Source organism: Vibrio marinisediminis, assembly GCF_014050145.1.
Lineage (GTDB): Bacteria > Pseudomonadota > Gammaproteobacteria > Enterobacterales > Vibrionaceae > Vibrio > Vibrio marinisediminis.
Genome location: NZ_JACFYF010000024.1, coordinates 1 through 26,308 on the forward strand (window position 1 = coordinate 1; position 26,308 = coordinate 26,308).

The following is a 26,308-nucleotide window of genomic DNA, read 5'->3' on the forward strand; positions in this document are numbered from 1 at the left end:
GTGGTCGTGGTCGTGGTCGTGGTCGTGGTCGTGGTCGTGGTCGTGGTCGTGGTCGTGGTCGTGGTCGTGGTGTTCATCTTCATCTAGAGTGTGACGAACAGAGACATGCTCAACCTGACATTGTGCCGCTTGGCTAAGATTGAAAACGGCGTCAGGCTTGTTAAGTTGGGCAATAGCTTGCTCTAATGTTTTAGTTTGTTGTGCGGTTTCTGGTGCGTGCTCAAAACCGACAACATCCGCTCCCGGAGCGGTAATTTCAATCAGTAATTCATTTCCATCTTGAGCAATGTTGAATTCTACTTCGCCATGGACGTGAGCGTCATGTTGGCGGAAACCTTCTTCGGCGATTGCTGAATGAGTACATAGGCAACCTAGCGCGAGAGCAAGGGGAGAGAGTTTGTTCATTTTGTTTTCCTAAGCTTGTTCATTTGTGCTGACTCCCACCCTTATTTTTTGGGTGAGTAGTGAGTTAAAAAATATTTTTTATGGCTTAGACAAGCTTAGGTGGTGCTCGCGCAGAATGCGCAACCACAGCAACCTCTAGGTAGTGGTAAACAGCAAGCGAAGGTCGAGGCTCTGGTTGCTTTATTATCGGTAAGGAAAAATGGCTAGCTTTGGCTCCATGCAAGACGCAGGCAAATAGCTGGCAATGGTGGTGCTCATGATGATGGGTGTTGAGATCGAGTTGGTGATCGATGACCGCGAAGTTAGTCCATAGCAATAGCGTGATTGTACCAAGTACAACCATCATTTTGCGTAGTGACAACCTTTCAAAGCGATGCATGCGAAGTGATTAACCCATAAAAAAGCGTAACTGTTATACTATAACAATTACGCTTGAATACGTCAGAAGAAATTTATTTAGCTATAGGTTTTTTGCTATTAATTCTAGAACTTGCTTCACGTCGCTTTCAGACAAGCTCCCTTCTTTGACAAACAGTACCTTGCCTTGTTTGTCTTGAACGATGATCGCTGATGATTCAGTTTGTAAATCCCAAGCGCTTGCCACAGCACCATCTTCATCAAGCACCATGGAAGACCAAGGGAAATCTATTTTGCTGTCTTGCGCTGATGACTTTACAAAAGATCCCGTACCCCAAATCGCGTCATCTTGATTGATGATGGTTGTGGTTTGGTAGCTGTCCGATGGGAACTGAGAGGCAGTAATCGCAGCCATTAATGGCGCGTTCATCTCTTTAGAGCTACTGCGCCCGGCAATCGCTTGTACCACACGTACTTTACCTAGCATGTCATTGGAGCTCCAAGCTTGGTAAACAGTGTCGTTGTCTTTAACGACAATCTCACCATGGCTAGCGACATCAACGCTAGGGGCTGGCTGCCCAACAGTGAGATTGTGTGCAGCGGCAAACATGGGAGAGCATGCGACAGCCAGTGCGAGCAGAGTTCTGTTATTCATTATTATCTTCCTGTTTTAGTCATACTTTGCTTAAGCAATTAAAGTATATACTCAAATCTCAGTTCCACTAGCCTGACCATCGTTTATTACGCTTGTGGCGGAAAACAGACACCCGTGCCACCTAAACCACAATAGCCATCAGGGTTTTTAGCCAAATATTGCTGGTGGTAGTTTTCTGCAAAGTAGTATTCACCGGCCAAGATGATTTCGGTTGTGATAGCTGAGTCGCCTAGTAACTCTTGGTAAGATTCTTTCGATTGCTGCGCGGTTTCTAGTTGCTGTTGGTCATAAACATAAATGACTGAGCGGTACTGTGTGCCTAAATCATTGCCTTGTCGCATGCCTTGAGTCGGGTCATGGCGCTCCCAAAACGATCGCAATAATGACTCTAGTGAGAGTTTGCTACTATCAAACACCACTCGCACTACTTCAGTATGACCTGTTTTACCGCTGCACACTTCTTCGTAGCTAGGGTTGGCAGTGTAACCACCTGAGTAACCAACAGATGTGTTGATAACACCATCGAGTTGCCAAAAAAGCCTTTCAGCACCCCAGAAGCACCCCATGCCAAGTAATATTTGTTGTTGCTTACCAATGAGAGGCGCGCTAATACTGCTACCATTAACATAGTGTTTATCTTCAATGATAAGTGGTTCATCGCGACCCACTAATGCGAGTTCAGCTGAAATGAGGGTTTGTTTATCTAACATACTGCTTTCCTTATATCGCTATTGGTAAACAAGACCGGGAATTTAACGCTTTTCCTACAGACGAACTTAATAACTCAAGTTATCATTTACTACAAACAATACGTAACAATAGTGCTGAAAGCCCATGATAAAAAAGCCGTTAGCTATCGTCATTGCCTCGTTATGCCTATCTAGCCTAGCTATGGCGAACGACGTCGAGCTGTCGATAGAAGGCTTAAAAGGAAAAGTAAAAAACAATGTTGAAGTCTACCTTTCCTCAATTCCTCAAAAGGAATATGACACATCATTGCGTTTTCAGTCACGTTTAGAGCGCAGTATTACCGAATCACTCAATGCTTTGGGTTATTACCACCCAACGTTTAGTTTCCGTGTAGCAGATAAAGGTGATGAGCTGATCGTTACCGTAACACCGGGTCCTCCGGTGCTAATTAATCAATTAGATATCGAATTTGAGGGTGAGGCGAAACAGGATCCCGATTTTGCCACGCTGGTTAAGAAGAGCGGTTTAAAAGTTGGTAAGCGCTTGAATCACGGTTTGTATGATGGATTGAAATCGAACATTCGAAACCTTGCATTGCAAAAGGGATATTTCGAAGGCGACTATAAAATCAGTCGATTAGAGGTCTCTCCCGATCTGAATGAGGCCTACATACGCCTTCATTACGATAGCGGTATTCGTTATCACTTTGGTGAAACAATGGTTACTGGCAGTCAAATTGAACTAGACCGTGTCTACTCCTTAGAGCCTTATGAGCTAGATGAGCCATATTTGGTGTCAAAGATTGGCGAATATAACCAAAACTTATCCAATACAGATTGGTTTTCTTCAGTGTTTGTTGAACCGGACTTAAGTTATTTAGGCAAGCAGCGGGAATTACCCATCAAAGTATCTCTGGCACCGCAAGCTCGCAATAAACTGGAAACGGGTATCGGTTATTCCACGGATGTGGGAGTCCGTGGTTCGTTGAAATGGAAAAAGCCATGGGTGAATTCTCGCGGGCACAGTTTTGACAGTAGTTTTTTACTGTCTAAGCCAGAGCAGACGATCACTGCTGGTTATCGTATTCCTTTAGACGATGTCTTGAATGAATACTACCGAGTTCAATACGGAATGAAGCAAGTTGACAGCCGTGATACCAAAAGTTTTGAATCTAACTTGGCGTTAGAGCGTCACTGGACATTGGATAATGGCTGGCACCGGACGTTGTTCATTCGTTACTTACTGGAAAATTATGAGCAAGGTATTCTCGATGATAATGCGCAATTTTTGCTGCCGGGGATCTCTTTTACACGTACCCGTTCACGTGGTGGTGCGATGCCAAGCTGGGGAGATAGACAGAGCTTGACGCTAGAGTACGGTGATCCTCATGCCTTATCAGAGACTCAGGTATTTAGAGCGATTGGTGGTATGTCATGGATTCGCAGTTTGGGCGACAACCATCGCGGTATTTTCCGGATTGATGGTGGTGCGAATATCACCGAAGACTTTGACAAACTTTCCCCATCATTGCGTTTTTTTGCGGGTGGTGACAATAACTTGCGTGGTTACGGTTATGAGTCTATTTCACCGCGTGATAGCAGTGGAGCATTAAGCGGCGCTAAATTTATGGCAACTACGTCGCTGGAATATCAATATCGAGTCGTAGGTAACTGGTGGGGAGCACTGTTCTACGATTACGGTGATGCATTTGATTATACCCCCGACTTTAAACGTGGCGTTGGGGTTGGTATTCGCTGGGCATCCCCAGTAGGACCTGTTCGATTGGATTTTGCTTGGGGTTTGGATGCCACGCCAGGAAATGAGTTCCAAGTGCACTTTACATTAGGACCAGAGCTATGACCAAAGTGGTACTAAAGTGGTCGAAATGGCTCTCTTTAGCGTTATTAGGCTTAGTGCTGACTCTTTTGTTAGCACTGACCCTGCTATTGTTCACCAAACCGGGGTTGGGGCTGGTGGTGTGGGGCGCTGAGCGCTTTGTACCACAACTGACAATCGGGGATCATCAAGGGGCTGTGTTTCCGCGCTTTACTCTACAAGAAGTCACGTTTAACGATGAGCAGCTGCATGTCGATACTTCAATCCAATCCTTGTCACTCGCGATCAAACCTGCGTGTTTGACCGAGCCTAGCGTGTGTGTCGATGAACTGGTTATTGAAGGGATGACATTTTCATTGCCGAAATTGCCGAAATTGCCGGAATCCCAAGCAGCAGAAGAACAAACGACGACCAGCAATGCAGCTATTACGTCTCCCTTACCGATCCGAGTCGGTCGTGTATTGCTCAAAGATATTGATCTCAATATTTTGGGTAACGAGATTCAATGGGAAACGTTTGGTACCGGTTTACTTTTTCAAGGTAACCGGCTGAGCATCAACAAAACAGTGCTCAATGGTGCGACGGTTAAGCTAGCGGCAAGCTCAGAAGAGGCTCCTGAAGCGAGGGACAATAAAGAAGAAGAGAGCCAACCGATCGTGCTACCAGAGGTAGTATTGCCGCTTTCTATTGATTTAAGCCGTTTAGATATTGGTAACTTTAAACTTGATCAAACTGAGCCGATCCTTGTGCATCATTTAGGCTTATCGGCGCTGGCATCAGGATCCAATATTAAAGTCTCAGCGCTTGAATTGGATATGCCGCAAATAAAAGGTGATCTAAAAGGTGAGGTGACGTTAGCACAAGGCTACCCATTGGATTTATCGTTGAATGCCACGCTAGGTGTTGATCCGATTGATGGGCAACACGTGAGTGTTCAGGCATCAGGTAGTGTTGCACAACTTAAATTGAAGGCGACGTTAGACAAATTAGTTAAAGCAGAAATTGAAGCCAAACTGGAACCATTAGATCCGAATATTCCGTTTAATGTTTTGCTGCGTAGCGGAAAAGCACAATGGCCGCTAAAAGGGAAAGCGGACTACCAAGCAGAGGTTAAGCGTTTTAGTGGTAACGGTTCACTAAAAGGTTATCAAATCACGCTTGATGGTAAAGCCAAAGGCGAGCAAATTCCTGATGTCGCGTTACAGCTAACTGGCAAAGGGGATCTTTCACAAATAAAGCTTTCGGATCTTGATATTGAAACCTTAGGCGGCTCAGTGAAAGGTAATGCGATGGCAAATTGGCAAGCCCCGATCAATTGGGCTGCAGATTTAAGCATGGCAAATATTCAGCCGGGTCTTCAATGGCAGCAAGCAGAAGGCAATATCAGTGGCAAGCTCAGTACAACGGGGAGCCTCACCAAACAAGGTGGTTGGCAAGTCTCAGTACCGATGTTGGATATTGATGGCATTTTGCGCCAATACCCACTCAACATTGTTGGCGCTGTGGATGTCTCGGATAAAAAAGGCAAAGGTATTTTTTCACTGCAGACACCAAAGCTGGTGCTGTCTCACGGACCGAACTCTCTTGAGGCAAAAGGCAAGCTTGAACAGCAATGGGATATGGCGATTGGCTTGAATTTACCTGAGATGGGCAAATCGGTTCCTGAGCTTAAAGGGAGCGCTATCGGGTCGGTGAAATTAAGTGGCAAACTTGCCGAGCCCAAAGTGGCGATGAACTTATCAGTCAACAACATTGATTGGCAAAATGAGCTTCAAGTAGCATCGGTTCAATTGGCTGCTGACGTAGTGCCATTACCAGCCCCGCATGGTGAGGCAAATATTGTAGTCAAAGGGGTGAGCTATCAAGGTACGCAGATTGATGCTATTACCTTAGATGCCACTGGCACCGAGCAAGCGCATGAGGTAACGCTTGATGTTGATTCAAATGTAGTATCGACAAGCCTAGCGTTGAGCGGCAGTTTAACCAGTAAACCTGAACTGAATTGGAGCGGTCAGTTGCAACGTATGATGCTGCGCTCCGAGCAAGGCGTTTGGAAGCTAGATGAAGCCACATCACTTGGTTTTGATATGGCGACGCAACTGGCATCGGTGGGCGCCCATTGCTGGCGTCAAAATAATTCGTCTTTGTGCTTAGACAAAGACATTAAAGTGGGTAGCAGTGGCGAGGCGCAGCTTTCCATCAATCAATTTAGTCTTGTGCAAATTGGTATGTTCTTACCAGATAAGACCGATCTTACGGGGTTAGTGAATGGCTCGGTGTGGGCAAAATGGGCACCGAATACCGCCCCTGAATTAAAAGCCTCAATCACGATGCCGAAGGGCAGTGTGACTCAATTTCTTGAGCAGCCTTTGGTGTTTGGCTGGGATAGCGTCAAACTTAACACCACAATTGCAAATAATACCTTGAAAGCGGATTGGTTATTTGATGTGACCAATAATGGCGATGTCAGTGGTGAATTGACCATCCCAGATATTCTTGCGCAGGATAAGCAAATTGATGGTCGATTGGCGCTCGGTACCTTTAACCTTGATTTTCTTAATGTGCTGGTGGGTGAATACAGTCAGTTAAAATCAAATATAGAAACCGATTTGAAGATTTCAGGCCCGCTGTTGCACCCGAGAGTTAATGGTCAGTTTGTTGTGGATGATATAATGCTGCATGGCGACATTTCGCCGATTGAAGTCGATTCAGGACGTTTGTCGATTGATTTCTCTGGCTACGATGCCGTGTTAAGCGCCGCATTACAAACTCCGGACGGGAAGCTCAATGTCGCTGGTGATGCCAACTGGCAAGAACTTACCGATTGGCGGGCTAAAGCTCGCGTATTTGCCCAAGAGCTGAAAGTAGTTATGCCACCGATGGTTCGGGTGAAAGTGGTTCCTGACATGACGATTACAGCCTCGCCGAAGTTTGCACGAATTGATGGCAGCATTGCTTTGCCTTGGGGGCGGATTGTCATTGACGAGTTGCCACCAAGCGCTATTGGAGTATCGAAAGATCAAGTGATTGTGGATGCGCAAGGTAAACCTGTTAAAACCGATAGTGTGGTGCCATTTAATATTGAAACCAATATCAGCATTAGTATTGGTGATAATTTTAAATTATCGGCGTTTGGTCTTGAAGGTGAGTTGATTGGTAAGCTCAACGTGGTTCAGAAAAACAAAGGACCATTTGTCACTGGCGAAGTAAACATTTTAGATGGTTCTTATCGTTCATTTGGGCAGGATCTGCTGATCTCAGAAGGTAAGATCTTAATGAATGGCCCGGTCGATCAACCTTATGTGCAGATCACCGCGATTCGTAATCCAGAAAATACCCAAGATGATGTTACCGCAGGGGTGAAGGTTATAGGTCCAGCGGATGAGCCTCAATTAACCATTTTCTCTGATCCGGCAATGCCACAAGCCAACGCACTCTCTTACCTATTGCGAGGTCAAGATATTGATGGTGAGTCTGGCGGAAATGCCATGACGACGACCTTAATTGGGTTAAGCCTAGCGAAGAGTGGTAAGGTGGTGGGCGAATTGGGCGAAGCGTTTGGTGTGCAAGATCTTCAACTGGATACCGCAGGATCTGGGGATGAATCCCAGGTGACCGTAAGTGGCTACGTGCTACCGGGCTTGCAGGTGAAATACGGTGTTGGTATTTTCGATTCTGTTGGTGAATTTACCGTTCGTTATCGTTTAATGAAGAACCTCTATCTAGAGGCGGTATCAGGCTTAGATAGTGCAGTAGATTTACTTTACCAATTTCAATTTGACTAAGGGGAATACGATGCAGCATTTGGTTTTTGTTTATGGGACCTTACGCAAAGGAGAGAGTAATCACGATGTGCTTTCTCAGGCGCAACTGCTTGGTCAACATGAAACGCCCCCTGAATACGCACTTTATGATCTTGGCGCCTATCCAGCCGTAATTAATGGGCATCAGGTTATATTTGGTGAGGTTTATCTGATTGATGAAGTGATATTAAAAGCGCTTGATGAGTTGGAAGATGTACCGGTTGAGTATCGTAGAGAACTGATCGATACCCCGTTTGGTCAAGCTTGGATATATCTGTATCAAGATGCCTCACTGCTTGATGTGATTATTTCATCCGGAGATTGGTGTCAGCGTATATAATTGAAACTGTTTCTTTACTGATGTGAGGAGAAACCAATGAAATGGAAAACCTTACTGTTTGGTCTCGTTTTGGTTGGTTGTTCATCTCAAATAACAGCAACTCTCTCTGATGATGTGGCGTCTTGGCAGCGTTATGGTGAGCAACGCGCCAGTGATGGGCATATTGTTCAATCAGAGCAGAAATTAGTTATGCACTCTTTGTCTGGAGTGGTCACCGCAGAGCAATATCTAGCGTATTTAGATGGTTATCAAGTGGGTAAGGAAAAGTACTGTGCACAAAGTGCGAGTATGCTTGGGCGTATTGGAAAACCCTACCGCGGAATTTGCGACGACATAAATCCGTTCTTTCGTTCGGATTATAACAATGCTCGTAGAGAATGGTGACCCGGCGTTGATATGAAAAAAGCCAGCGAATGCTGGCTTTTTTGATGGTGCGCGAGAGTCGATTATTTCTGCGCTCGCTGGAATGATTCGAGGATCTCTTGGCGAGCTGCTTCGACATCTGCCCAGCCATCAACTTTGACCCATTTTCCTACTTCTAGCTCTTTGTAGCGTTCGAAGAACTGAGTAATTTGCGCTTTGAGCAGCTCAGGCAAGTCACCCACATCTTGAATATGGTCGTACTCTTTTGACAGCTTAGAGTGTGGGACTGCCACAACTTTCGCATCTTCCCCTGACTCATCCGTCATCTTAAGTACACCAACCGGGCGACAACGAATCACCGAACCTGGCATTAGTGGGTAAGGCGTTGGCACCAGTACATCGACAGGGTCGCCATCGAGAGAGAGCGTATCATTCACATAACCGTAATTACACGGGTAGAACATTGGCGCTGACATAAATCGGTCAACAAATAGGGCGCCAGAATCCTTGTCTACTTCATACTTGATAGGGTCAGCGTTAGCGGGAATCTCAATTACTACATACAGATCGTCTGGAAGTGATTTTCCTGCGGGTACGTCATTTAAGCTCATTAGTGATGTCCTTATTTCTTGCTCGGTCAAAAATGCGTCTATTACCTTAATGGTAAACGGTGATGTAAAAAAGAGTCAAAAAAAGCGCCCGAAGGCGCTTGTTTTTATTCTTGTTCGTCGCGGTATTTTTCGATGAACTGCTCGACAGTGCTAACCATATTTTTAGAGCCAACAACAAACGGAACACGTTGGTGTAGCTCAGTCGGTTTGATATCCATAATACGACTGACGCCATCCGATGCTGTGCCGCCTGCTTGCTCAATGATATAAGCCATCGGGTTGCACTCGTACAGTAGGCGTAGTTTGCCTTGTGGATGGCTCTGTGTACTTGGGTATAGGTAAACGCCACCTTTTAGAAGGTTGCGGTGGAAATCAGCCACAAGTGAGCCAATATAGCGTGATGTATAAGGGCGGTTGCTTGCTGAATCGTTCTCTTGGCAATACTTAATGTATTTCTTAATGCCCAGCGGGAAGCGAACGTAATTACCTTCGTTGATTGAGTAGATTTGCCCATCAACAGGAATCATCATATTTTCATGGGATAGGCAGAAAGTGCCTAGCGAAGGATCATAAGTAAAGCCATTCACACCATTACCTGTGGTGTAAACCAACATGGTGGATGAACCATAGATAACATAGCCAGCAGCAACTTGCTTATTACCAGGTTGAAGGAAGTCTTCTTCTGTTGGTGGCGTACCGATTGGTGAAACGCGGCGGTAAATTGAGAAAATGGTGCCCACAGAGACGTTAACATCGATGTTAGAGGAGCCGTCAAGAGGGTCCATTAAAACAACATATTTAGCGTTTTTGTTGAGCTCCTTGTTGAATGCAACCGCTTCATCTTCCTCTTCACTGGCAACACCACAAACTTGATCACGAGCCTCTAGGGCCGCTTTAAACTTTTCATTCGCATACAGGTCAAGCTTTTGCTGCTCTTCACCTTGTATGTTCTCTGCGCCTACAGCTCCTGTGATATCCGCAAGACCAGCTTTGTTGATTTCTCTGTTTACAATCTTAGCGGCTAAGCGAATAGACGAGAGTAACGAAGAAAGGTCACCACTTGCGTGAGGGAAGTCTGCTTGTTTCTCAACGATGAATTCGCCAAGGGTGCGCATTCCAGACATGATATTTCCTTTTTTAAATTTAGCTATTGGGGGCTTAATGACCAATGGGCTTTCGGCGAAGCCTCATCGGCTTTGTCACGTTCTATAGGTTGAACGAATACTAATGAGTTAAGTGTATGACGTAGATCTTATTATGGGTAATGAAGTAACGGATTGAGATCTCAATTTATTTACTTACTTGAACCTAGGTTTCATGGTTAAAGGTGAGAGACTAATGAGTGATTGAATGGTCGGTTTTAGTCGCATTAGCGTGATCAAAATGGTTCGCTTTTATAGCTATTATCGCCATAATGAAGCGGTAATTTTCGCGTAGAACAAGGTTAAGTTTATGCATATCCATATCTTGGGGATTTGTGGCACTTTTATGGGTGGTGCAGCAATGTTGGCTCGCCAACTTGGTCATAAAGTCACGGGGAGTGACGCAAACGTTTACCCACCAATGAGCACAATGCTTGAATCTCAAGGTATTGAAATTATAGAAGGTTTTGACCCTTCGCAGCTAAACCCTGCCCCAGACTTGGTGGTAATAGGTAATGCGATGAGTCGTGGCAATCCCTGTGTGGAATATGTGCTCAACAGTAACCTTCGTTATACCTCTGGACCGCAGTGGTTACAGGAGTTTTTACTGCATGATCGCTGGGTGCTCGCCATTTCAGGGACTCACGGTAAAACCACCACTTCAAGTATGTTGGCTTGGGTATTAGAAGATTGTGGCTATCAACCCGGCTTTTTGGTTGGTGGTGTACTTGGTAACTTTGGTATCTCTGCTCGTTTAGGCGAAAGCATGTTTTTTGTTGTTGAAGCAGATGAATATGACAGTGCTTTTTTTGATAAACGTTCAAAGTTTGTCCACTATCATCCACGTACATTAGTCATCAATAATCTTGAATTCGATCATGCAGACATCTTCGACGATCTTGAAGCGATTAAACGCCAATTTCACCATTTAGTCCGCACTGTTCCAGGTAATGGACGCATTCTTGCGCCGCAAAAAGATCCGGCAATTGAGGATGTATTAGCACGTGGATGTTGGAGTGAAAGTGAGTTTACTGGCGAGCAAGGAGACTGGCGCGCAGAAAAAGTCAAAAAAGATGGCTCAGAATTTCACGTTTATCTAAAACAGCAGCGAGTCGGTACGGTTAAGTGGGACTTAGTGGGAGATCACAACGTGGACAATGCCTTAATGGCGATTGCCGCAGCTCGTCATGTGGGTGTCACTCCTGAGCTTGCCTGTGAAGCTTTGGCTAAATTCATTAATACCAAGCGTCGCCTTGAGTTTAAAGGTGAGGTGAATGGAGTGTCTGTTTATGATGATTTTGCTCATCACCCAACCGCTATTGAACTGACACTGAGTGGATTACGTAACAAGGTTGGCGACGACAAGATCATTGCCGTTTTAGAACCTCGTTCGGCTACGATGAAACGTGGTGTTCACAAAGACACGCTCGCCGCATCATTGCATAGCGCAGATCAAGTATTCCTTTATCAACCGGACAGTATTGAATGGTCGGTGGAAGAGGTTGCTAAGCAATGCCGTCAACCTGCCACAGCCAATGCTGATATTGATCTATTGGTGAATGAAATCGTTGCCAGTGCCAAACCGGGTGATCATATTCTGGTGATGAGTAATGGTGGCTTTGAAGGCATTCACGGCAAATTGTTAGCAAAACTGGCGGAATAACGAAGATGAGCAAGCAAAGTGGCAAGAGCATTACTTTAGCATTTACCGGCGCCTCTGGTGCGCCCTATGGTTTGCGTTTATTGGAGTGCTTATTAGCAGCAGACTACCACGTCTACTTACTCATCTCCTCAGCGGCGCGTGTTGTCATGGCAACAGAGCACGATTTGAAGTTACCAAGTGGACCAGATGCGGCTAAGCAAGCCTTGGTAGAGTACTTAAATTGCGACCCAGAGAAGTTGGTGGTGTGCGGCAAAGATGATTGGTTCTCTCCGGTCGCTTCAGGATCAGCAGCACCAAAGCAGATGGTGGTTTGCCCATGCTCTGCGGGTAGCGTTGCAGCCATCGCCCATGGTATGTCGGACAATTTAATTGAACGTGCTGCCGATGTCGTGATGAAAGAGCGTGGTCAATTGTTGCTGGTGGTGCGTGAAACCCCGTTCTCTACGCTGCATTTAGAGAACATGCACAAGTTGTCGCAAATGGGAGTGACGATCATGCCAGCGGCACCCGGTTTTTATCACCAACCGAAGACGATAGAAGATTTGGTTGACTTTATGGTAGCGCGAATTCTTGATCACCTTGGTGTTGAGCAAGGATTAGTACCGCGTTGGGGATACGATCAACGCGGATAAGCTTTCAATTGATTAGCCGCTCATTTTTATAGCAATTGCGTGTAGCTATTGATAAGTGGAATGATTACAATCCATCCCATACTCATCGGGGAGCAAGTGGAGAACACTAGCTGAGATCGGCATCTGCCGGGACCCGTGTACCTGAACCAGATAATGCTGGCGTAGGAATTGAGTCAGGATAATTGCTAATTATGGAAAATTAAGCCTCGACCTCAAACCTGTGCCTCTCAACCTTGGAGAGCGAACAGTGAAAACCACTCTATCAGCCCTAGCAATTGCTTGCGCTTCTTTTTCTGCTTTAGCGGCAGACAATACACTCACCGTCTATACCTATGACTCTTTCGCTGCTGATTGGGGCCCTGCTCCTGCGGTCGAAAAGGCGTTTGAAGCACAATGCGGTTGTGATCTTCAGTTTGTTGCCCTTGATGATGGCGTCTCTATTCTAAACCGTCTACGCCTAGAAAATGGCAATAGTAAAGCCGACATAGTATTGGGTCTTGATAACAACCTAATGACAGAAGCGAAGAAGACGGGTCTGTTAACTGAGCATGCTGTTGATACCTCTACAGTCAGTATTCCGGGTGGCTGGCAAGACAAAACGTTTGTTCCATATGACTTTAGTTACTTTGCGTTTGTCTATAACACGGAGAAACTAACTAACCCACCAAAGAGCTTAAAAGAGTTGGTTGAGCAGCGTGATGACCTTAAAGTGATCTACCAAGACCCGCGCACATCAACACCGGGGCAAGGCTTTATGCTGTGGATGAAATCAGTCTATGGTGATGATGTTTCTCAAGCGTGGCAAAAGCTGGCAGCTAAGACGGTTACGGTCACTAAGGGGTGGTCAGAAGCGTACTCTATGTTCTTAGAGGGAGAGTCTGACATGGTGTTGTCATACACCACTTCGCCGGCTTACCACATCATTGCTGAAGATGATAAGCGCTTTGCGGCTGCGAATTTTGCGGAAGGTCACTACACCCAAGTTGAAGTGGCAGCGAAAGTGAAAGGCTCTAAAAACGAAGCGTTAGCGGATCAGTTCATGCAGTTTATCTTGAGTGACGGTTTCCAATCAGCAATGCCGACCGGTAACTGGATGTACCCAGTCACTGATATTAAATTGCCACAAGGCTACCAATCACTCACTGTGCCTGAAAAAGCGCTCAGCTTCACTTCTGATGAAGTAGCAACGCAACGCAAAGCATGGATTCGTGAATGGCAAAGTGCCTTAACTCGTTAAGGTATTTGCTTGAATCGTATACCTAAAATAGGGCTTTGGGTCGCGATGTGTATCGCGGCCTTTGTCTTTTCAGCCCTTGCCGCTCTGTTTATGGCGGCACCGTCACTTAATGTGCTGCAAGTGTGGCAAGATCCGTATTATCGCCATGTCACTCAGTTTAGTTTTTACCAATCATTTTTATCAACACTGTTAAGTGTTGGTTTAGCATTACCGGTAGCGCATGCGTTATCTAAACGTGATTTCAAAGCGAAAAATTTGCTACTTAAGCTGTTTAGCTCAACGCTGGTTTTGCCGGTATTAGTTGGCGTTTTTGGCTTACTCGCCATTTATGGTAATTCGGGGTTGATGGCTGATTGGTTTACTTGGTTTGATCAAGAATTGCCTTTTTCCATCTATGGTCTTAATGGCATTTTGCTGGCGCATCTGTTCTTCAACCTACCGTATTCAGCCAGATTGTTGCTACAGTCGTTAGAAGCGATCCCACAGGAACAGCATAAGCTGTGTGCGCACCTTGGCATGAGCCAGTGGCAAAAGTTTAAATGGGTAGAGTGGCCACGTTTAAGGCAGCAATTGCCTCATGTATCAGGTTTGGTCTTTATGCTCTGCTTCACCAGTTTTGCCACCGTGATGGCGCTGGGTGGGGGACCTAAATCGACCACTATTGAGTTAGCCATTTATCAAGCGATTAAGTTTGACTTTGATCTGCAAGCGGGTGCGTTGTTAGCGATTTGGCAGATGTTGCTGTGTGGCCTGCTTGCATTGGCAATACAACGTTTAGCGAAGCCTGTAGCGGTTACCACGGGGTCAACGACGAGGCAGCGTTATCTAGTCAATGATAGCGCTGGTTGGCGTATATGGGATGGGGCATGGATAGCTTTATCGATATTGCTGGTGGTGCCCCCTTTGCTGATGGTGGTGTTAAGCGGTGTCAACTCCGAAATTATCCACGTGCTGCAAGATGAGCGTTTTTGGCAAGCATTGAGCGCATCGTTACAGGTTGCAGTGGTTGCGAGTATTATTGCGCTTTCTGCGGGGATAGCGATACTCACGACCAGTCGCCGATTGCGTTTAAACGCCAGAGGACGAAGTGCGGATCAAATCGAATTACTTGGGACGATCATACTAGTCACCCCGGGGTTGGTTATTTCGACGGGGCTATTTTTACTACTGCGTAATTTTACCGATGTATTTAGCATGGCATTTTTCATTGTGATTGCGGTCAATGCGTTGATGGGGCTGCCTTATGTCATCAAAACCTTATCGCAGCCAATGTTACAAATCGAACAGCAGTACCAGTATTTAGCGGCAAGCTTAGGGTTACGTGGTTGGCAGCGTTTTAAAGTGGTGGAGTGGCGTGGGCTGAAAAAGCCAATGGCTCATGCATTTGCGATTAGCTTTATGCTAGCAATTGGTGATCTTGGCGCTATCGCACTCTTTGGTGGGCAGGAGTTTAGAACCTTACCTCTCTACCTGTTCCAACTGCTGGGGAGTTACCAAATGGAGGCGGCAGCGGTTGTCTCTCTCACTCTACTTATTTTAAGCGTGGCTTGTTTTACGTTGATAGAAAAACTCTTTAAAGCGAATACCAAGGTGAATGATGTTAAGTATTAATCGAGTCCACTATACCTATCATAATGAGCCTTTTGATTTTGATCTTCAGGTCCAAGCTGGTGCCATTGTTGCGTTAATGGGCCCTAGTGGCGCGGGTAAGTCGACATTATTGGCTTTGATGGCGGGGTTTATTGAGCCAATCAGTGGCGAAATTATTGCGGCAGGGCTGCCATTGATTGGCAAGGCACCACACCAACGTCCAGTGGCGATGCTATTTCAAGAGCACAACCTGTTTGCCCATTTGACGGTGCGAGAGAATATCGGCTTAGGGTTGCACCCCGGACTTAAGCTCACTCACGAGCAGCAACAACAAGTGGAACATGCAGCGCAACAAGTGGGGGTCGTGGAGTACCTTGAACGTTTACCGGAGCAGCTATCAGGCGGACAACGCCAGCGTGTTGCTTTAGCTCGATGTTTTGTTCAGCCGCATCAAATTTGGCTGTTGGATGAGCCGTTTTCTGCGCTTGACCCATTACTGCGCGAAGAGATGCTTGCGTTGGTGAAGCAGTTAGCGAGTGAGCGAAAGCTGACCGTTATTATGGTGACCCACCATATTAGTGATGCTCGCTCGATTGCGACGGATTTTGCTTTTATTAATAATCGTTGTGTTGAAGTGGTTGATGAGATCAGCGCGCTTTCTGCGCAGCATGCTAATTCGGCTTTGGCTGCTTTTGTAAAAGCCGGGCATTAGCTCTGATATGGTTTAAAACTAAAAAGGTTGCCTTTCGGCAACCTTTTTCCACCTCGTTTAAAGAGGCTTGCTAACTAGGAACTAAATAACGTTGCTTTTAAATTGCTTCGTCGTTCAGATCTTTGAGTATTTGGAAAATCTCACGGTAAGCGCGTGGTGGCTTACTGGTTGATTTTTCTTTTGCTGCTTGGCGCGCAAGTTGGCGCAAGCGTTGGCGATCAGCGGCTGGGTACAGATCAATGACCTCTGCAATAGCAGCATCGCCTTCTTCCACTACACGATCACGCAGTTGCTCAAGTTTATGCAGCACAGCGGTGTTTTGTGAGTGTTTATTACGAATCTTATCCAGTGCCGCTTGGATTGGCTCTGGATCTTCATAGCGCATCAGTTTACCGATACGTTGCAATTGACGACGACGAGCTTCGTTTTTAAAGCGTTGTGCATCTTTAACCGCTTCAGCAAGATCTTCGCTTAGAGGGAATTTTGCTAACGTTGATGGTTTTAATCCAACGAGCTCTTCACCCAATTTTTGCAACTCTTCCATATCGCGTTTCATCTCAGATTTACTAACCCAGATGATTTCTTCTTCCGGTTCCCATGGCGCTTTTTGATTTTTGCGTGCCATCTGTTTTGCCTTATTTGACTATCTATTCCTCTATTTTAACAAGAAACATGGGGAGAAAGCGAAATTCTTGTTATCCTAGATGCAATCCCCATGACTATTTAGAAGAAATATGGACGTAAAAGAGCAAGTCGCTCAGCAGCGCGCTGAGCTAGAGGCTGCAGTAGCGAAAGCGCTGGAGATGGCGGCAGTAAAAGCAGATGCTGCTGAAGTTGCCATTACTAAGTCGACTGGTTTAAGTGTTTCTACTCGTATGTGTGAAGTGGAAAACGTTGAATTTAATAGTGATGGTGCACTGGGTATTACCGTTTATCGTGGTCAGCGTAAAGGTAGTGCATCCACATCGGACTTGAGTGAAAAAGCAATTCAACAAACGGTTTTGGCTGCATTGGATATCGCTCAATACACTTCTGAAGACCCATTTGCAGGACCAGCACCAAAAGAATTAATGGTACAAGATATTCCTGATCTTGACCTTTTCCATCCTGATACGCCAGATCCTGATTATGCCGCGCAAGTGGCAATCGCAGCCGAGCAACGCGCACTCTCTGTTAGTAGCAAGATCAAACAGAGTGATGGTGCAAGCTATGACAGCCACTATGGGGTTAAAGTTTACGGTAACAGCCATGGTTTACTTGCTAGCTATGCGAGCAGCCGCCACAGCACCAGCTGTTGTGTGATTGGCCAAGGTGTCAACGGCGAAATGGAGCGTGATTACAGCTACACCATTGCCCGCCATAAAGATGATTTATGGTCACCTGAAAGGGTTGGTCAAATGGCGGCAGATAAAACCGTAAGCCGTCTTGATGCAAAACGTCTATCAACGGGTAAATACCCGGTCATGTTTGCAGCTGATGTCGCGACAGGTTTGCTTGGTCACCTTATTATGGCGATCAGCGGTGGTAACTTGTACCGCAAATCATCATTCTTACTTGATCATTTAGGCAAGCAGATTTTGCCAAGCTGGTTTAATGTTTCAGAGCGCCCGCATGTTTTGCGTGGCTTGGCATCGAGCCCGTTTGATAGTGAAGGTGTATACACTCGCGATCTTGAAATCATTACTGATGGTACGCTAGCTACATACTTACTCACCAGTTATGCCGCTCGTAAAATGAATATGACACCGACTGGTCATGCTGGTGGCATCCATAACTGGTATGTGAAATCGACCGGACAAAACATGGAGCAGATGCTTAAAGAGCTCGGCACGGGTTTGTTGGTGACGGAAGTGATGGGGCAGGGCGTAAACGTCGTAACCGGTGATTATTCACGTGGCGCAGCAGGCTTTTGGGTAGAAAATGGTGAGGTTCAGTACCCAGTATCAGAAATCACTATTGCCGGTAATCTAAAAGATATGTTCCAACAAATTGTCGCTGTGGGTAGTGATGTAGAAACTCGCTCACAAATTCAAACTGGTTCAATCTTACTTGAGTCGATGAAAATTGCCGGTGAGTAGTTTTAACTAAGCGATTTAAAGTATAAAAAATCCCGAGTACAGGTAGCTGGCTCGGGATTTTTTTGAAATTAAGAGGGGAAATCATTCACCCCATTGGGCTTCAAACCAGCTTTCCAAAATAATGACTGCCGATTGGCAATCGACATTGCCCTTTGATAGCGCTTTGTAGCCACCCATAGCGAATAAATCTGCACGCGCTTCAGTGGTAGACAGTCGCTCATCATGCAGCTCTACCGGCAAACCGAAGCGACCATGTAGGCGCTGTGAGAATTTCTTTGCACGTTGAGTAATGGTGGTGAGATCTTTACCGTGCAAATCGGTCGGTAGCCCAACAACCAATAGGCTTGGTTGCCACTCTTTAATCAGTTTTTCAATATCATCCCAATTTGGGATGCCGTCATTGGCTTTAAACGCTTTCAATGGTGAGGCGGTGCCAGTGATTTCTTGACCGATGGCACTACCAATACTTTTCGTACCGTAATCAAAAGCCATGATGGTTCTGCTAGACATAGTTATTTCTTCTAAATCAATCGTATTGTTTTAATGGTCGCTAACGTCAGATTCATTGAGGTTAAGCATGACCAATGTCGCTAGAGAGCTGTGCTACATCGATACCGAGCATCTGTACTGCGGTTTGCCAGCGATCTTTAACCGGAGTTTCAAAGATCACACTTGGATCGGCTTCAATGGTTAACCAAGAGTTCTCTGCCAGTTCGACTTCGAGTTGCCCCGGCTCCCAGCCTGAGTAACCCAGCGCGACTAAGTAGTGATTAGGTTCAGCTTCTGTACCTAAGACACCTAAAATGTCTTTTGAGGTAGTGACAGAGATATGGTCGGTCATTTGAATGCTCGACTCATAATGATCTTTGGGTTGATGCAAAATAAACCCGCGGTCTTCTGAAACTGGACCACCGTTCAGTACTTGCATTGCTAAGTTGTCGGTTTTTAGCTGTGGGTGAACCGGTTGGACATCAACTTGTTCCAACATTTTTTCGACGGTGATTTCAATCGGTGAGCTGATCATCAAGCCCATGGCACCGTCTTGGTTGTGCTCACAAATATAGATGACACTGCGCTTGAAGTAGGGATCTTTCATCCCAGGCATGGCGACTAAAAAGTGGTTAGTTAAGTTCATAATTATCCAGCCTCATGTCAAACCAAATTGGGGCGCAGTTACGCCCCATTGGACTTTATTTTTTTAGGCGACGCTCGATGGCATCCATTAGCTTGCCAGTGATCGAGATATCGAAAGCAGCTTCGATTTCACGGATACACGTTGGGCTGGTCACGTTGATTTCAGTCAACTTGTCACCAATGACATCAAGACCAACAAAGATCAGACCTTTTTCTTTAAGTGTAGGCGCTACCGCTTCAGCGATCTGTTTATCTGTCTCACTTAGTGGGCGAGCTTCACCACGACCACCAGCAGCAAGGTTTCCGCGCGTTTCACCTTCGGCTGGAATACGCGCTAAGCAGTAAGGCATTGGTTCGCCATCAACCACTAGAATACGTTTGTCACCATTGCTGATGTCTGGTACAAACGTTTGTGCCATCGCGTAGTTTTGACCTAGGTTAGTCAAAGTTTCAATGATCACCGAGACGTTTGGATCGTTGGCTTTGACGCGGAAGATAGATGCTCCACCCATGCCATCAAGTGGCTTTAAGATCACGTCACCATGCTCTTCGCGGAAGGCTTTAATTTTTTCTGCTTTGCGGGTCACGATAGTCGTAGGTGTCAGTTCAGGGAACCAAGCAGTGAATAGCTTCTCATTGCAATCACGAAGACTTTGCGGCTTGTTGACGATCAATGTGCCTTCAATCTCTGCGCGTTCTAGAATGTAGGTCGCGTAGATGTATTCCGTATCAAAAGGAGGATCTTTGCGCATCAATACCGCATCAAGCTCTGCCAGTTTGATGGTTTGCTCTGATTTGAATTCGTACCAACCGTTAGGATCTTCTTTTAGCTCAACCACTTTGGTATCGGCAATGGCAACACCTTGGTCTAGGTGTAGATCATTCATTTCCATATAGTGGATTTCATAGCCACGGCGCTGTGCTTCGAGCAGCATTGCAAAGCTAGAGTCCTTTTTGATATTGATGGACGAAATAGGGTCCATCACTATGCCAAGTTTAATCATGATCTTCTCCGGTTAGCCAAGGTCGCCAAAGCGAACTTGTAGGGCTGTAATTGCGGTCAACGCGGCGGTTTCTGTGCGTAATACACGTGGACCAAGCAACGTCTCTTCAAATTGATATTCTTGTGTCATATCGATCTCTTGTGCAGATAAACCGCCTTCAGGACCGATAAGCAAACGAACTTTTTCAACTGGGGTTGGTAGCGTGTTGATTGAGTATTTAGCGCGAGGATGCAAGTTAAGCTTCAAACCATCGTACTCTTCCGCGCACCACTCTTCTAATTTCATAATAGGGCGGATCTCTGGCACCGTGTTGCGGCCGCATTGCTCACAGGCACTGATGGCGATCTTCTGCCATTGGTCGAGTTTTTTCTCGAATCGTTTTTGATCCAACTTGACGCCACAACGTTCTGAAATCAGAGGGGTTATGGTATTCACACCAAGCTCGACAGATTTTTGAATGGTAAATTCCATTTTATCACCACGTGAAACGACCTGACCTAAGTGCAGGTTAAGTGGTGATTCGCTGCTGCGTTCTACGCGTTCAGTCAGTTCAACGTCCACTGATTTTTTTGATACCGATGCAATCACGGCAGGGAATTCAGCACCACTGCCATCAAACAACAACACAGGTTGACCTTGTTGCATACGCAATACGCGACCGATGTGGTTTGCAGCATCTTCGCTTAAGGCGATAACACCAAGTTGGTGGATGGTTTCAGGGTGATAAATTCGAGGAGTTCGCATGGTGTATCAGTTCCAGCTGTATTGAGATATATAGAGAGTAACATGGATGCGTTAGGCAGAAAAAACAAGGGGTAGTCTCTGCCCAACACGGTTGTTTATTTCGATGTTCACTTACCGCTTTCGACACGCCTCCAGCACAAATGGGTTATTGTTCCCTTGTACTTTGGCTATGTGTCTGTCGCGTTCGCACTCCCATTTTTCGGCGGGATAGCTCTTGTTCCAAGCTAACATCAGGTTGCGTTGTGGCTTCGAGAGGGTAAAACCATACTCTTGGCTCATATATAGATAAGTACGAGCAATTGAGCCGCGAGCGCGGTCCGGTGGCATGACTTTGCGCTGTTTGAAGTTAACTTGCATCTCACAGCTGCCGTAAGTAACTCCATCCAAGCCATTCCATTGACTGAAATTAAAGTTTGAACGGTCACCGTTTACTTCGCCAATCGCTGGGGTGAGATTGTGCAGATCGGCTTCCATCATACGAAATTGAGGGTATTTCTTTTTCGAACACTCTTTGCGCCCACCTTTTTGCCAACACTGCATTTGGTGACCGAATTGCCAAGCAGGAACAACATGTTCCCACTCAATACGGGTAGCGCGCACTTTCTGCGTCTGTTTACGAATCTTGTATCCGCATCCATCGAGATCTGGAATGCCTTTTTTACCTTGCCAGTTAATCTCACAGCCGCAGTAGAAACTGGTTGAGTAGTCGAGATCTTTTTCAAGATCTTTATAGATATTAACTGCCTCGCGTTTGGCTGCCGAAAATGAACTTGGTGGTGCTGCTACAGCACTACTTGCGACAAAAGCAAGCAATAGACAAGAGATGTTACGCATGAAAAAGTCTTATAAAGGAATGGCTTTTTGCATGATATCACCCAAATCAACCGTTGTTAGCTGATAATTTTGCGAATTGTGCTTGTGGGCTTTTATCCGACTAACTGAGTTGTTTTCCAGTGAAAGTGAGTAACTGCTTGCATTGCTGGCATCGATAGCTCGATTGAGCTCGTACTACTTTATTGTGGCGACGAATACTGAGTGGATAAAGTGTGCACTGGCATTGATACTCAAAGGTTTTCCCCTTCACAGAATCAACAGCAAAGCTATGCGTTGTTCTTGCGGGAATATGAAAAACCGCTTCCATCACACCTTTCCACTCAACACCATGTGGTCGTACGCGACCATATACCTGATAGGTGATCAGATGAGCCACTTCATGGGGGATGACCTCATCAATAAACGCTTGTGGATTTTCGCTAAACAGCACGGGATTAAGGCGAATTTCATTGAGTTGCAGATAGGCTTTACCTGCCGCTTTACCTCGTAATTGAAAACGCAGTCGCGGTTTGGGGAAAGTACGGTTGAATGCTTGTTCGGCTTGTAAAATAGATTGAGCCACTTTTTGCTGGGCTCGATAGCGAAGTTCTAAATCCACAACTACTCCAAAGAAATCAGCCCAACGCAATGGTTAGGCTGAGAGGATAATAGCGTGAAGTTGTGGTGCTGTTAAGGCTGATGTTTTTTCTTGATCACCTCGTGGTAAGCGTGCCAAGTACCGTAACCAAGAATTGGCATGGTAAACAGCATTCCTATTCCGTAGGTGGCAAAGCCAATCAAAATCCCGCCACAGATGATCGCTGCCCAAACAATCATTGCTGGAATATTAGAGCGTACCGCATTAAAGCTGCTGAAGATGGCGGTCATAATGTCGACTTGGCGCTCCATCATGAGCGGGATTGAGAAAGCTGAGATACTAAAGACAGCACACGCAAGCACGAAACCAACCATAGACCCAATGACTAAAAATGGGAGGAAATCGGTCAGTGGCGCCCCTTGTACTGAAGGGTAAAGGGCGTGTAGAAGTGCGGCGATGCGCATCCAAAAAATCATACAGACGGCAAGCAGTACTGCAAATGCCCACTGCGAGCTTGAATTTCGCCCTATGGCTTTAATCGAATGGAATAGGCTGGCGCTGCGTCCTCGTTCTCTTTCCCAGCTGGCATCATAAAGCCCCAGAGCGAGGAAAGGACCTATCAACATGTACACCACTAAGCTAGGCATAATGACGAGGTGGGTTCCTTGCCATTGAACCAGCAAAACGATACCAATTGCTGCCGCCATAAAGCAGAGACCATAAAAGGCACTGATGATGGGCATACGGACAAAATCATGCAGTCCTAATGCAAGCCAATGAAATGGTGCACTAATACTGACGTTATTGCAGGGAAAGGTGCGAGCGTACTCATGGTTAGGTACCTCTTTTCGCTCATTTTTTAGGTCTGACGGATTAACTGTTCGAGGCATGACTCCTCCTTGATTGTCTCTCACGGATACCACTATCGTTTTGTGGCTATGGTTGATGTCTGGCTAACAGTTAGGGCACCTTGCCGCGTGAGCCACATCATAAACTTGCTAGGTACAAATAATATTTAACATTGTTTTAACTATTGGCGGAGATGAGCAAATTTACAAATTATTTCAGGATTAGTCGCAGAGTTAATCAAATGAGATAGAGAGAAAGCAAAAAGCCCTCGCATAGGCGAGGGCTTTAAAATAGTTACGAATCAGCAGATTACTTAATACCAGCGAACTCGCGTAGTAGTACTGCTTTATCCGTTGCTTCCCATGGGAACTCTTCACGACCGAAGTGACCGTATGCTGCAGTCTTCTTGTAGATCGGTTGAAGTAGGTTCAGCATCTCTTGTAGACCATATGGACGTAAGTCGAAGAACTGACGAACAGCTTCAATGATGATGCTGTGTGCTACTTTCTCAGTACCAAACGTCTCAATCATGATTGATGTTGGATCAGCAATACCGATAGCGTAAGAAAGCTGGATTTCACAACGGTCAGCCATGCCAGCCGCTACGATGTTCTTCGCAACGTAACGCGCTGCGTATGCTGCTGAACGGTCAACTTTTGATGGATCTTTACCAGAGAAAGCACCGCCACCGTGACGCGCTGCGCCGCCGTAGGTATCAACGATGATTTTACGACCAGTCAGACCACAGTCACCCATTGGACCACCGATAACAAAACGACCGGTTGGGTTGATGAAGTATTGAGTATCTTTGCTTAGCCACTCTGCAGGAAGAACAGGTTTGATGATCTCTTCCATTACCGCTTCACGCAGATCTGGCGTAGAGATTGTGTCGCAGTGTTGCGTGGATAGAACCACCGCGTCGATACCAACGATCTTACCTTGATCGTATTGGAAAGTGACCTGTGATTTAGCATCAGGGCGTAGCCAAGGTAGTGAACCGTTCTTACGTACTTCCGCTTGGCGCTGAACTAGGCGGTGTGAGTAAGTGATGGGAGCTGGCATTAATACGTCAGTTTCGTTACATGCGTAACCAAACATGATGCCTTGGTCACCAGCGCCTTGTTCTTTAGGATCGGCTTTATCAACACCTTGGTTAATGTCTGGAGATTGCTTACCGATAGTGTTTAGTACCGCACAAGAGTTTGCATCGAAACCCATGTCTGAGTGTACGTAACCAATTTCACGAACAGTTTCACGTGTTAATTCTTCGATATCAACCCATGCTGAAGTGGTGATTTCACCACCCACCATAACCATACCTGTCTTCACGTAAGTCTCACATGCGACACGTGCTTTTGGGTCTTGTTCTAAGATCGCATCAAGAACAGCATCAGAGATTTGGTCTGCAATTTTATCTGGATGGCCTTCTGAAACTGACTCAGAAGTAAAAAGGTGCTTAGCCATGTGGACTCCATGTTTGTAAGGGATACAGGGTAAAAAACTGTATCTAAAATAGTCTTAAGCTGTGTAGGTGTATCTACATCTAGACGTCTATTCTAAATTCGAATGCTCTAATTACAAGCTATTTTTTTGTAAAAAGAGAAACCAATCGTTTGCGTTTTGTTGGCGTCGAGCGGCTAGATGTGCAAAAACATATCGAAATAATGGGGATAATTGTGCGTTTAATGCTTGGAAAACGTTTGCAGTGCTCTAGGTGCTTTGAGAGAATACCGCTCATTATTTCCCGTAATATAAATTCGCTTACTTGCACTCAGGAGCAGACATGTCTTCTCGTAACGTTCTTTCGAATAAAGAGCTCGCTAATGCAATCCGCGCTTTAAGCATGGATGGTGTTCAACAAGCTAACTCAGGTCACCCAGGCGCACCTATGGGTATGGCTGATATCGCCGAAGTACTTTGGCGTTCTCATCTAAACCATAACCCAGCAAACCCAGAATGGGCTGATCGCGACCGTTTCGTACTGTCTAACGGTCACGGTTCAATGTTGATTTACTCTTTGCTACACCTAAGTGGTTACGAGCTATCGATTGACGATCTTAAGAATTTCCGTCAACTGCACTCAAAAACACCGGGTCACCCAGAATATGGCTACGCACCGGGCGTTGAAACGACGACGGGTCCTCTAGGCCAAGGCATCACTAACGCAGTGGGTATGGCGTTAGCAGAGAAAGCACTAGCAGCACAATTTAATAAAGAAGATCACGACATCGTTGACCACTTCACTTACGTCTTCATGGGTGATGGTTGTTTGATGGAAGGTATCTCTCACGAAGCTTGTTCTCTAGCGGGTACGTTGGGTCTAGGTAAGCTGATTGCTTTCTGGGATGACAACGGTATCTCTATTGATGGTCACGTTGAAGGTTGGTTCTCTGACGATACACCTAAGCGTTTTGAAGCTTACGGCTGGCATGTTATCCCAGCAGTAGACGGTCACAATGCTGACGCAATCAATGCAGCTATTGAAGCGGCTAAAGCGGATCCTCGTCCAACTCTTATTTGTACTAAAACCATCATCGGTTTTGGTTCACCAAACAAATCAGGTTCACACGACTGTCACGGTGCCCCTCTAGGCGCTGAAGAAATCGCAGCGGCGCGTGAATTTCTTGGTTGGGAGCACCCTGCATTTGAAATTCCTGCCGATGTTTACGCTCAGTGGGATGCAAAAGCAGCGGGCGCAGAGAAAGAGGCAGCATGGAACGATAAGTTTGCAGCATACGCAGCGGCATACCCTGCAGAAGCGGCTGAACTTAAGCGTCGTCTAAACGGTGAATTACCAGGTGAGTGGGAAGAGAAAGCGAACCAAATTATTGCTGATCTGCAAGCTAACCCTGCAAACATTGCATCACGTAAAGCATCACAAAATGCACTAGAAGCGTTTGGTGTTATGCTACCTGAATTCATGGGCGGCTCTGCTGACCTAGCACCTTCGAACCTAACCATGTGGTCTGGTTCTAAGTCTCTAGAAGCGGGTGACTTTGCCGGTAACTACATCCATTACGGTGTTCGTGAATTCGGTATGACAGCGATCATG

The 26,308-nt window shown here is 45.9% G+C and carries 26 protein-coding genes and 1 riboswitch; of the genes, 11 read left to right on the forward strand and 15 right to left on the reverse strand.

What is annotated here, in order from left to right; genetic code table 11:
• The 4 genes from zrgA to msrA all read right to left on the reverse strand — a co-directional run.
• Positions 1-405, reverse strand: a 405-nt coding sequence (gene zrgA / locus H2O73_RS19445; RefSeq protein ID WP_182110588.1) for a zinc uptake protein ZrgA, incomplete at its 3' end; no start/stop codon positions are given.
• Between the two features lie 85 nt (positions 406-490).
• Positions 491-784: a DUF2607 family protein gene (locus tag H2O73_RS19450; RefSeq protein ID WP_182110589.1), complete on the reverse strand. Its 294-nt coding sequence runs from the start codon at positions 782-784 to the stop codon at positions 491-493.
• Between the two features lie 81 nt (positions 785-865).
• Complete coding sequence (locus H2O73_RS19455; RefSeq protein WP_182110590.1) at positions 866-1,417, reverse strand: YtfJ family protein; 552 nt, start codon at positions 1,415-1,417, stop codon at positions 866-868.
• Positions 1,418-1,503: 86 nt separating this feature from the next.
• Positions 1,504-2,127 carry a peptide-methionine (S)-S-oxide reductase MsrA gene (msrA, locus tag H2O73_RS19460; protein ID WP_182110591.1) on the reverse strand — a complete coding sequence of 208 codons (624 nt, stop codon included), beginning with the start codon at positions 2,125-2,127 and terminating at the stop codon, positions 1,504-1,506.
• A 124-nt stretch (positions 2,128-2,251) separates the two neighbouring features.
• Here msrA and tamA point away from each other — a divergent pair, with 124 nt between their 5' ends.
• The 4 genes from tamA to H2O73_RS19480 are packed head-to-tail and all read left to right on the forward strand — an operon-like array spanning position 2,252 to position 8,470.
• Positions 2,252-3,967 carry an autotransporter assembly complex protein TamA gene (tamA, locus tag H2O73_RS19465; RefSeq protein WP_182110592.1) on the forward strand — a complete coding sequence of 572 codons (1,716 nt, stop codon included), beginning with the start codon at positions 2,252-2,254 and terminating at the stop codon, positions 3,965-3,967.
• Positions 3,964-7,728 (forward strand): autotransporter assembly complex protein TamB, encoded by a 3,765-nt coding sequence (gene tamB / locus H2O73_RS19470; RefSeq protein ID WP_182110593.1) that lies wholly within the window; start codon positions 3,964-3,966, stop codon positions 7,726-7,728. Before tamA ends, tamB begins: the two co-directional genes overlap by 4 nt.
• A gap of 10 nt (positions 7,729-7,738) precedes the next feature.
• The gene (locus H2O73_RS19475; RefSeq protein ID WP_182110594.1) at positions 7,739-8,086 is read left to right on the forward strand and encodes a gamma-glutamylcyclotransferase family protein; all 348 of its coding nucleotides are present in this window, start codon (positions 7,739-7,741) and stop codon (positions 8,084-8,086) included.
• Between the two features lie 36 nt (positions 8,087-8,122).
• Positions 8,123-8,470: a DUF2799 domain-containing protein gene (locus H2O73_RS19480; protein ID WP_182110595.1), complete on the forward strand. Its 348-nt coding sequence runs from the start codon at positions 8,123-8,125 to the stop codon at positions 8,468-8,470.
• Between the two features lie 62 nt (positions 8,471-8,532).
• On the opposite strand, the gene ppa is transcribed toward H2O73_RS19480, so the two are convergent.
• Together ppa and fbp are read right to left on the reverse strand one after the other, a co-directional pair.
• The gene (gene ppa, locus H2O73_RS19485; protein WP_182110596.1) at positions 8,533-9,060 is read right to left on the reverse strand and encodes an inorganic diphosphatase; all 528 of its coding nucleotides are present in this window, start codon (positions 9,058-9,060) and stop codon (positions 8,533-8,535) included.
• Between the two features lie 104 nt (positions 9,061-9,164).
• On the reverse strand, positions 9,165-10,184 hold the full coding sequence (gene fbp, locus H2O73_RS19490; RefSeq protein ID WP_182110597.1) for a class 1 fructose-bisphosphatase: 1,020 nt from the start codon (positions 10,182-10,184) through the stop codon (positions 9,165-9,167).
• 328 nt (positions 10,185-10,512) lie between these two features.
• On the opposite strand from fbp, the gene mpl reads away from it, so the two are divergent.
• The 5 genes from mpl to thiQ all read left to right on the forward strand — a co-directional run bounded on the left by mpl (position 10,513) and on the right by thiQ (position 16,036).
• Complete coding sequence (mpl, locus tag H2O73_RS19495; RefSeq protein ID WP_182110598.1) at positions 10,513-11,865, forward strand: UDP-N-acetylmuramate:L-alanyl-gamma-D-glutamyl-meso-diaminopimelate ligase; 1,353 nt, start codon at positions 10,513-10,515, stop codon at positions 11,863-11,865.
• 5 nt (positions 11,866-11,870) lie between these two features.
• A complete protein-coding gene (locus H2O73_RS19500; protein WP_182110599.1) occupies positions 11,871-12,497 on the forward strand; it encodes a flavin prenyltransferase UbiX in 627 nt (208 codons plus the stop codon).
• Positions 12,498-12,573: 76 nt separating this feature from the next.
• Positions 12,574-12,682, forward strand: a riboswitch (TPP riboswitch).
• A 62-nt stretch (positions 12,683-12,744) separates the two neighbouring features.
• A complete protein-coding gene (gene thiB / locus H2O73_RS19505) occupies positions 12,745-13,734 on the forward strand; it encodes a thiamine ABC transporter substrate binding subunit (RefSeq protein WP_182110600.1) in 990 nt (329 codons plus the stop codon).
• A 9-nt stretch (positions 13,735-13,743) separates the two neighbouring features.
• Entirely contained in the window at positions 13,744-15,345 is a 1,602-nt protein-coding gene (gene thiP, locus H2O73_RS19510; protein WP_182110601.1) for a thiamine/thiamine pyrophosphate ABC transporter permease ThiP, read from the forward strand.
• Positions 15,332-16,036 carry a thiamine ABC transporter ATP-binding protein gene (thiQ, locus tag H2O73_RS19515; RefSeq protein ID WP_182110602.1) on the forward strand — a complete coding sequence of 235 codons (705 nt, stop codon included), beginning with the start codon at positions 15,332-15,334 and terminating at the stop codon, positions 16,034-16,036. Before thiP ends, thiQ begins: the two co-directional genes overlap by 14 nt.
• A 97-nt stretch (positions 16,037-16,133) precedes the next feature.
• On the opposite strand, the gene yjgA is transcribed toward thiQ, so the two are convergent.
• Positions 16,134-16,661, reverse strand: coding sequence for a ribosome biogenesis factor YjgA (gene yjgA / locus H2O73_RS19520; RefSeq protein WP_182110603.1), 528 nt, complete (start codon positions 16,659-16,661; stop codon positions 16,134-16,136).
• 109 nt (positions 16,662-16,770) lie between these two features.
• Here yjgA and pmbA point away from each other — a divergent pair, with 109 nt between their 5' ends.
• Positions 16,771-18,114: a metalloprotease PmbA gene (gene pmbA / locus H2O73_RS19525; RefSeq protein ID WP_182110604.1), complete on the forward strand. Its 1,344-nt coding sequence runs from the start codon at positions 16,771-16,773 to the stop codon at positions 18,112-18,114.
• 81 nt (positions 18,115-18,195) lie between these two features.
• Here pmbA and ruvX read toward each other — a convergent pair whose 3' ends face one another.
• The 8 genes from ruvX to metK all read right to left on the reverse strand — a co-directional run bounded on the left by ruvX (position 18,196) and on the right by metK (position 24,720).
• Positions 18,196-18,624 carry a Holliday junction resolvase RuvX gene (ruvX, locus tag H2O73_RS19530; protein WP_182110605.1) on the reverse strand — a complete coding sequence of 143 codons (429 nt, stop codon included), beginning with the start codon at positions 18,622-18,624 and terminating at the stop codon, positions 18,196-18,198.
• 61 nt (positions 18,625-18,685) lie between these two features.
• A complete protein-coding gene (locus H2O73_RS19535) occupies positions 18,686-19,249 on the reverse strand; it encodes a YqgE/AlgH family protein (RefSeq protein WP_182110606.1) in 564 nt (187 codons plus the stop codon).
• A gap of 55 nt (positions 19,250-19,304) precedes the next feature.
• Positions 19,305-20,252, reverse strand: coding sequence for a glutathione synthase (gene gshB, locus H2O73_RS19540; RefSeq protein ID WP_182110607.1), 948 nt, complete (start codon positions 20,250-20,252; stop codon positions 19,305-19,307).
• Between the two features lie 12 nt (positions 20,253-20,264).
• The gene (gene rsmE, locus H2O73_RS19545; protein WP_182110608.1) at positions 20,265-20,996 is read right to left on the reverse strand and encodes a 16S rRNA (uracil(1498)-N(3))-methyltransferase; all 732 of its coding nucleotides are present in this window, start codon (positions 20,994-20,996) and stop codon (positions 20,265-20,267) included.
• Positions 20,997-21,107: 111 nt separating this feature from the next.
• Complete coding sequence (locus tag H2O73_RS19550) at positions 21,108-21,830, reverse strand: endonuclease (protein ID WP_182110609.1); 723 nt, start codon at positions 21,828-21,830, stop codon at positions 21,108-21,110.
• Positions 21,831-21,930: 100 nt separating this feature from the next.
• Positions 21,931-22,428, reverse strand: coding sequence for a SprT family zinc-dependent metalloprotease (locus H2O73_RS19555; protein WP_182110610.1), 498 nt, complete (start codon positions 22,426-22,428; stop codon positions 21,931-21,933).
• Between the two features lie 71 nt (positions 22,429-22,499).
• Entirely contained in the window at positions 22,500-23,297 is a 798-nt protein-coding gene (locus tag H2O73_RS19560; protein WP_182110611.1) for a DUF2189 domain-containing protein, read from the reverse strand.
• A gap of 268 nt (positions 23,298-23,565) precedes the next feature.
• Entirely contained in the window at positions 23,566-24,720 is a 1,155-nt protein-coding gene (gene metK / locus H2O73_RS19565; protein WP_182110612.1) for a methionine adenosyltransferase, read from the reverse strand.
• Positions 24,721-25,039: 319 nt separating this feature from the next.
• On the opposite strand from metK, the gene H2O73_RS19570 reads away from it, so the two are divergent.
• On the forward strand, positions 25,040-26,308 hold a 1,269-nt coding region (locus tag H2O73_RS19570), incomplete at its 3' end, for a transketolase family protein (RefSeq protein ID WP_281364257.1).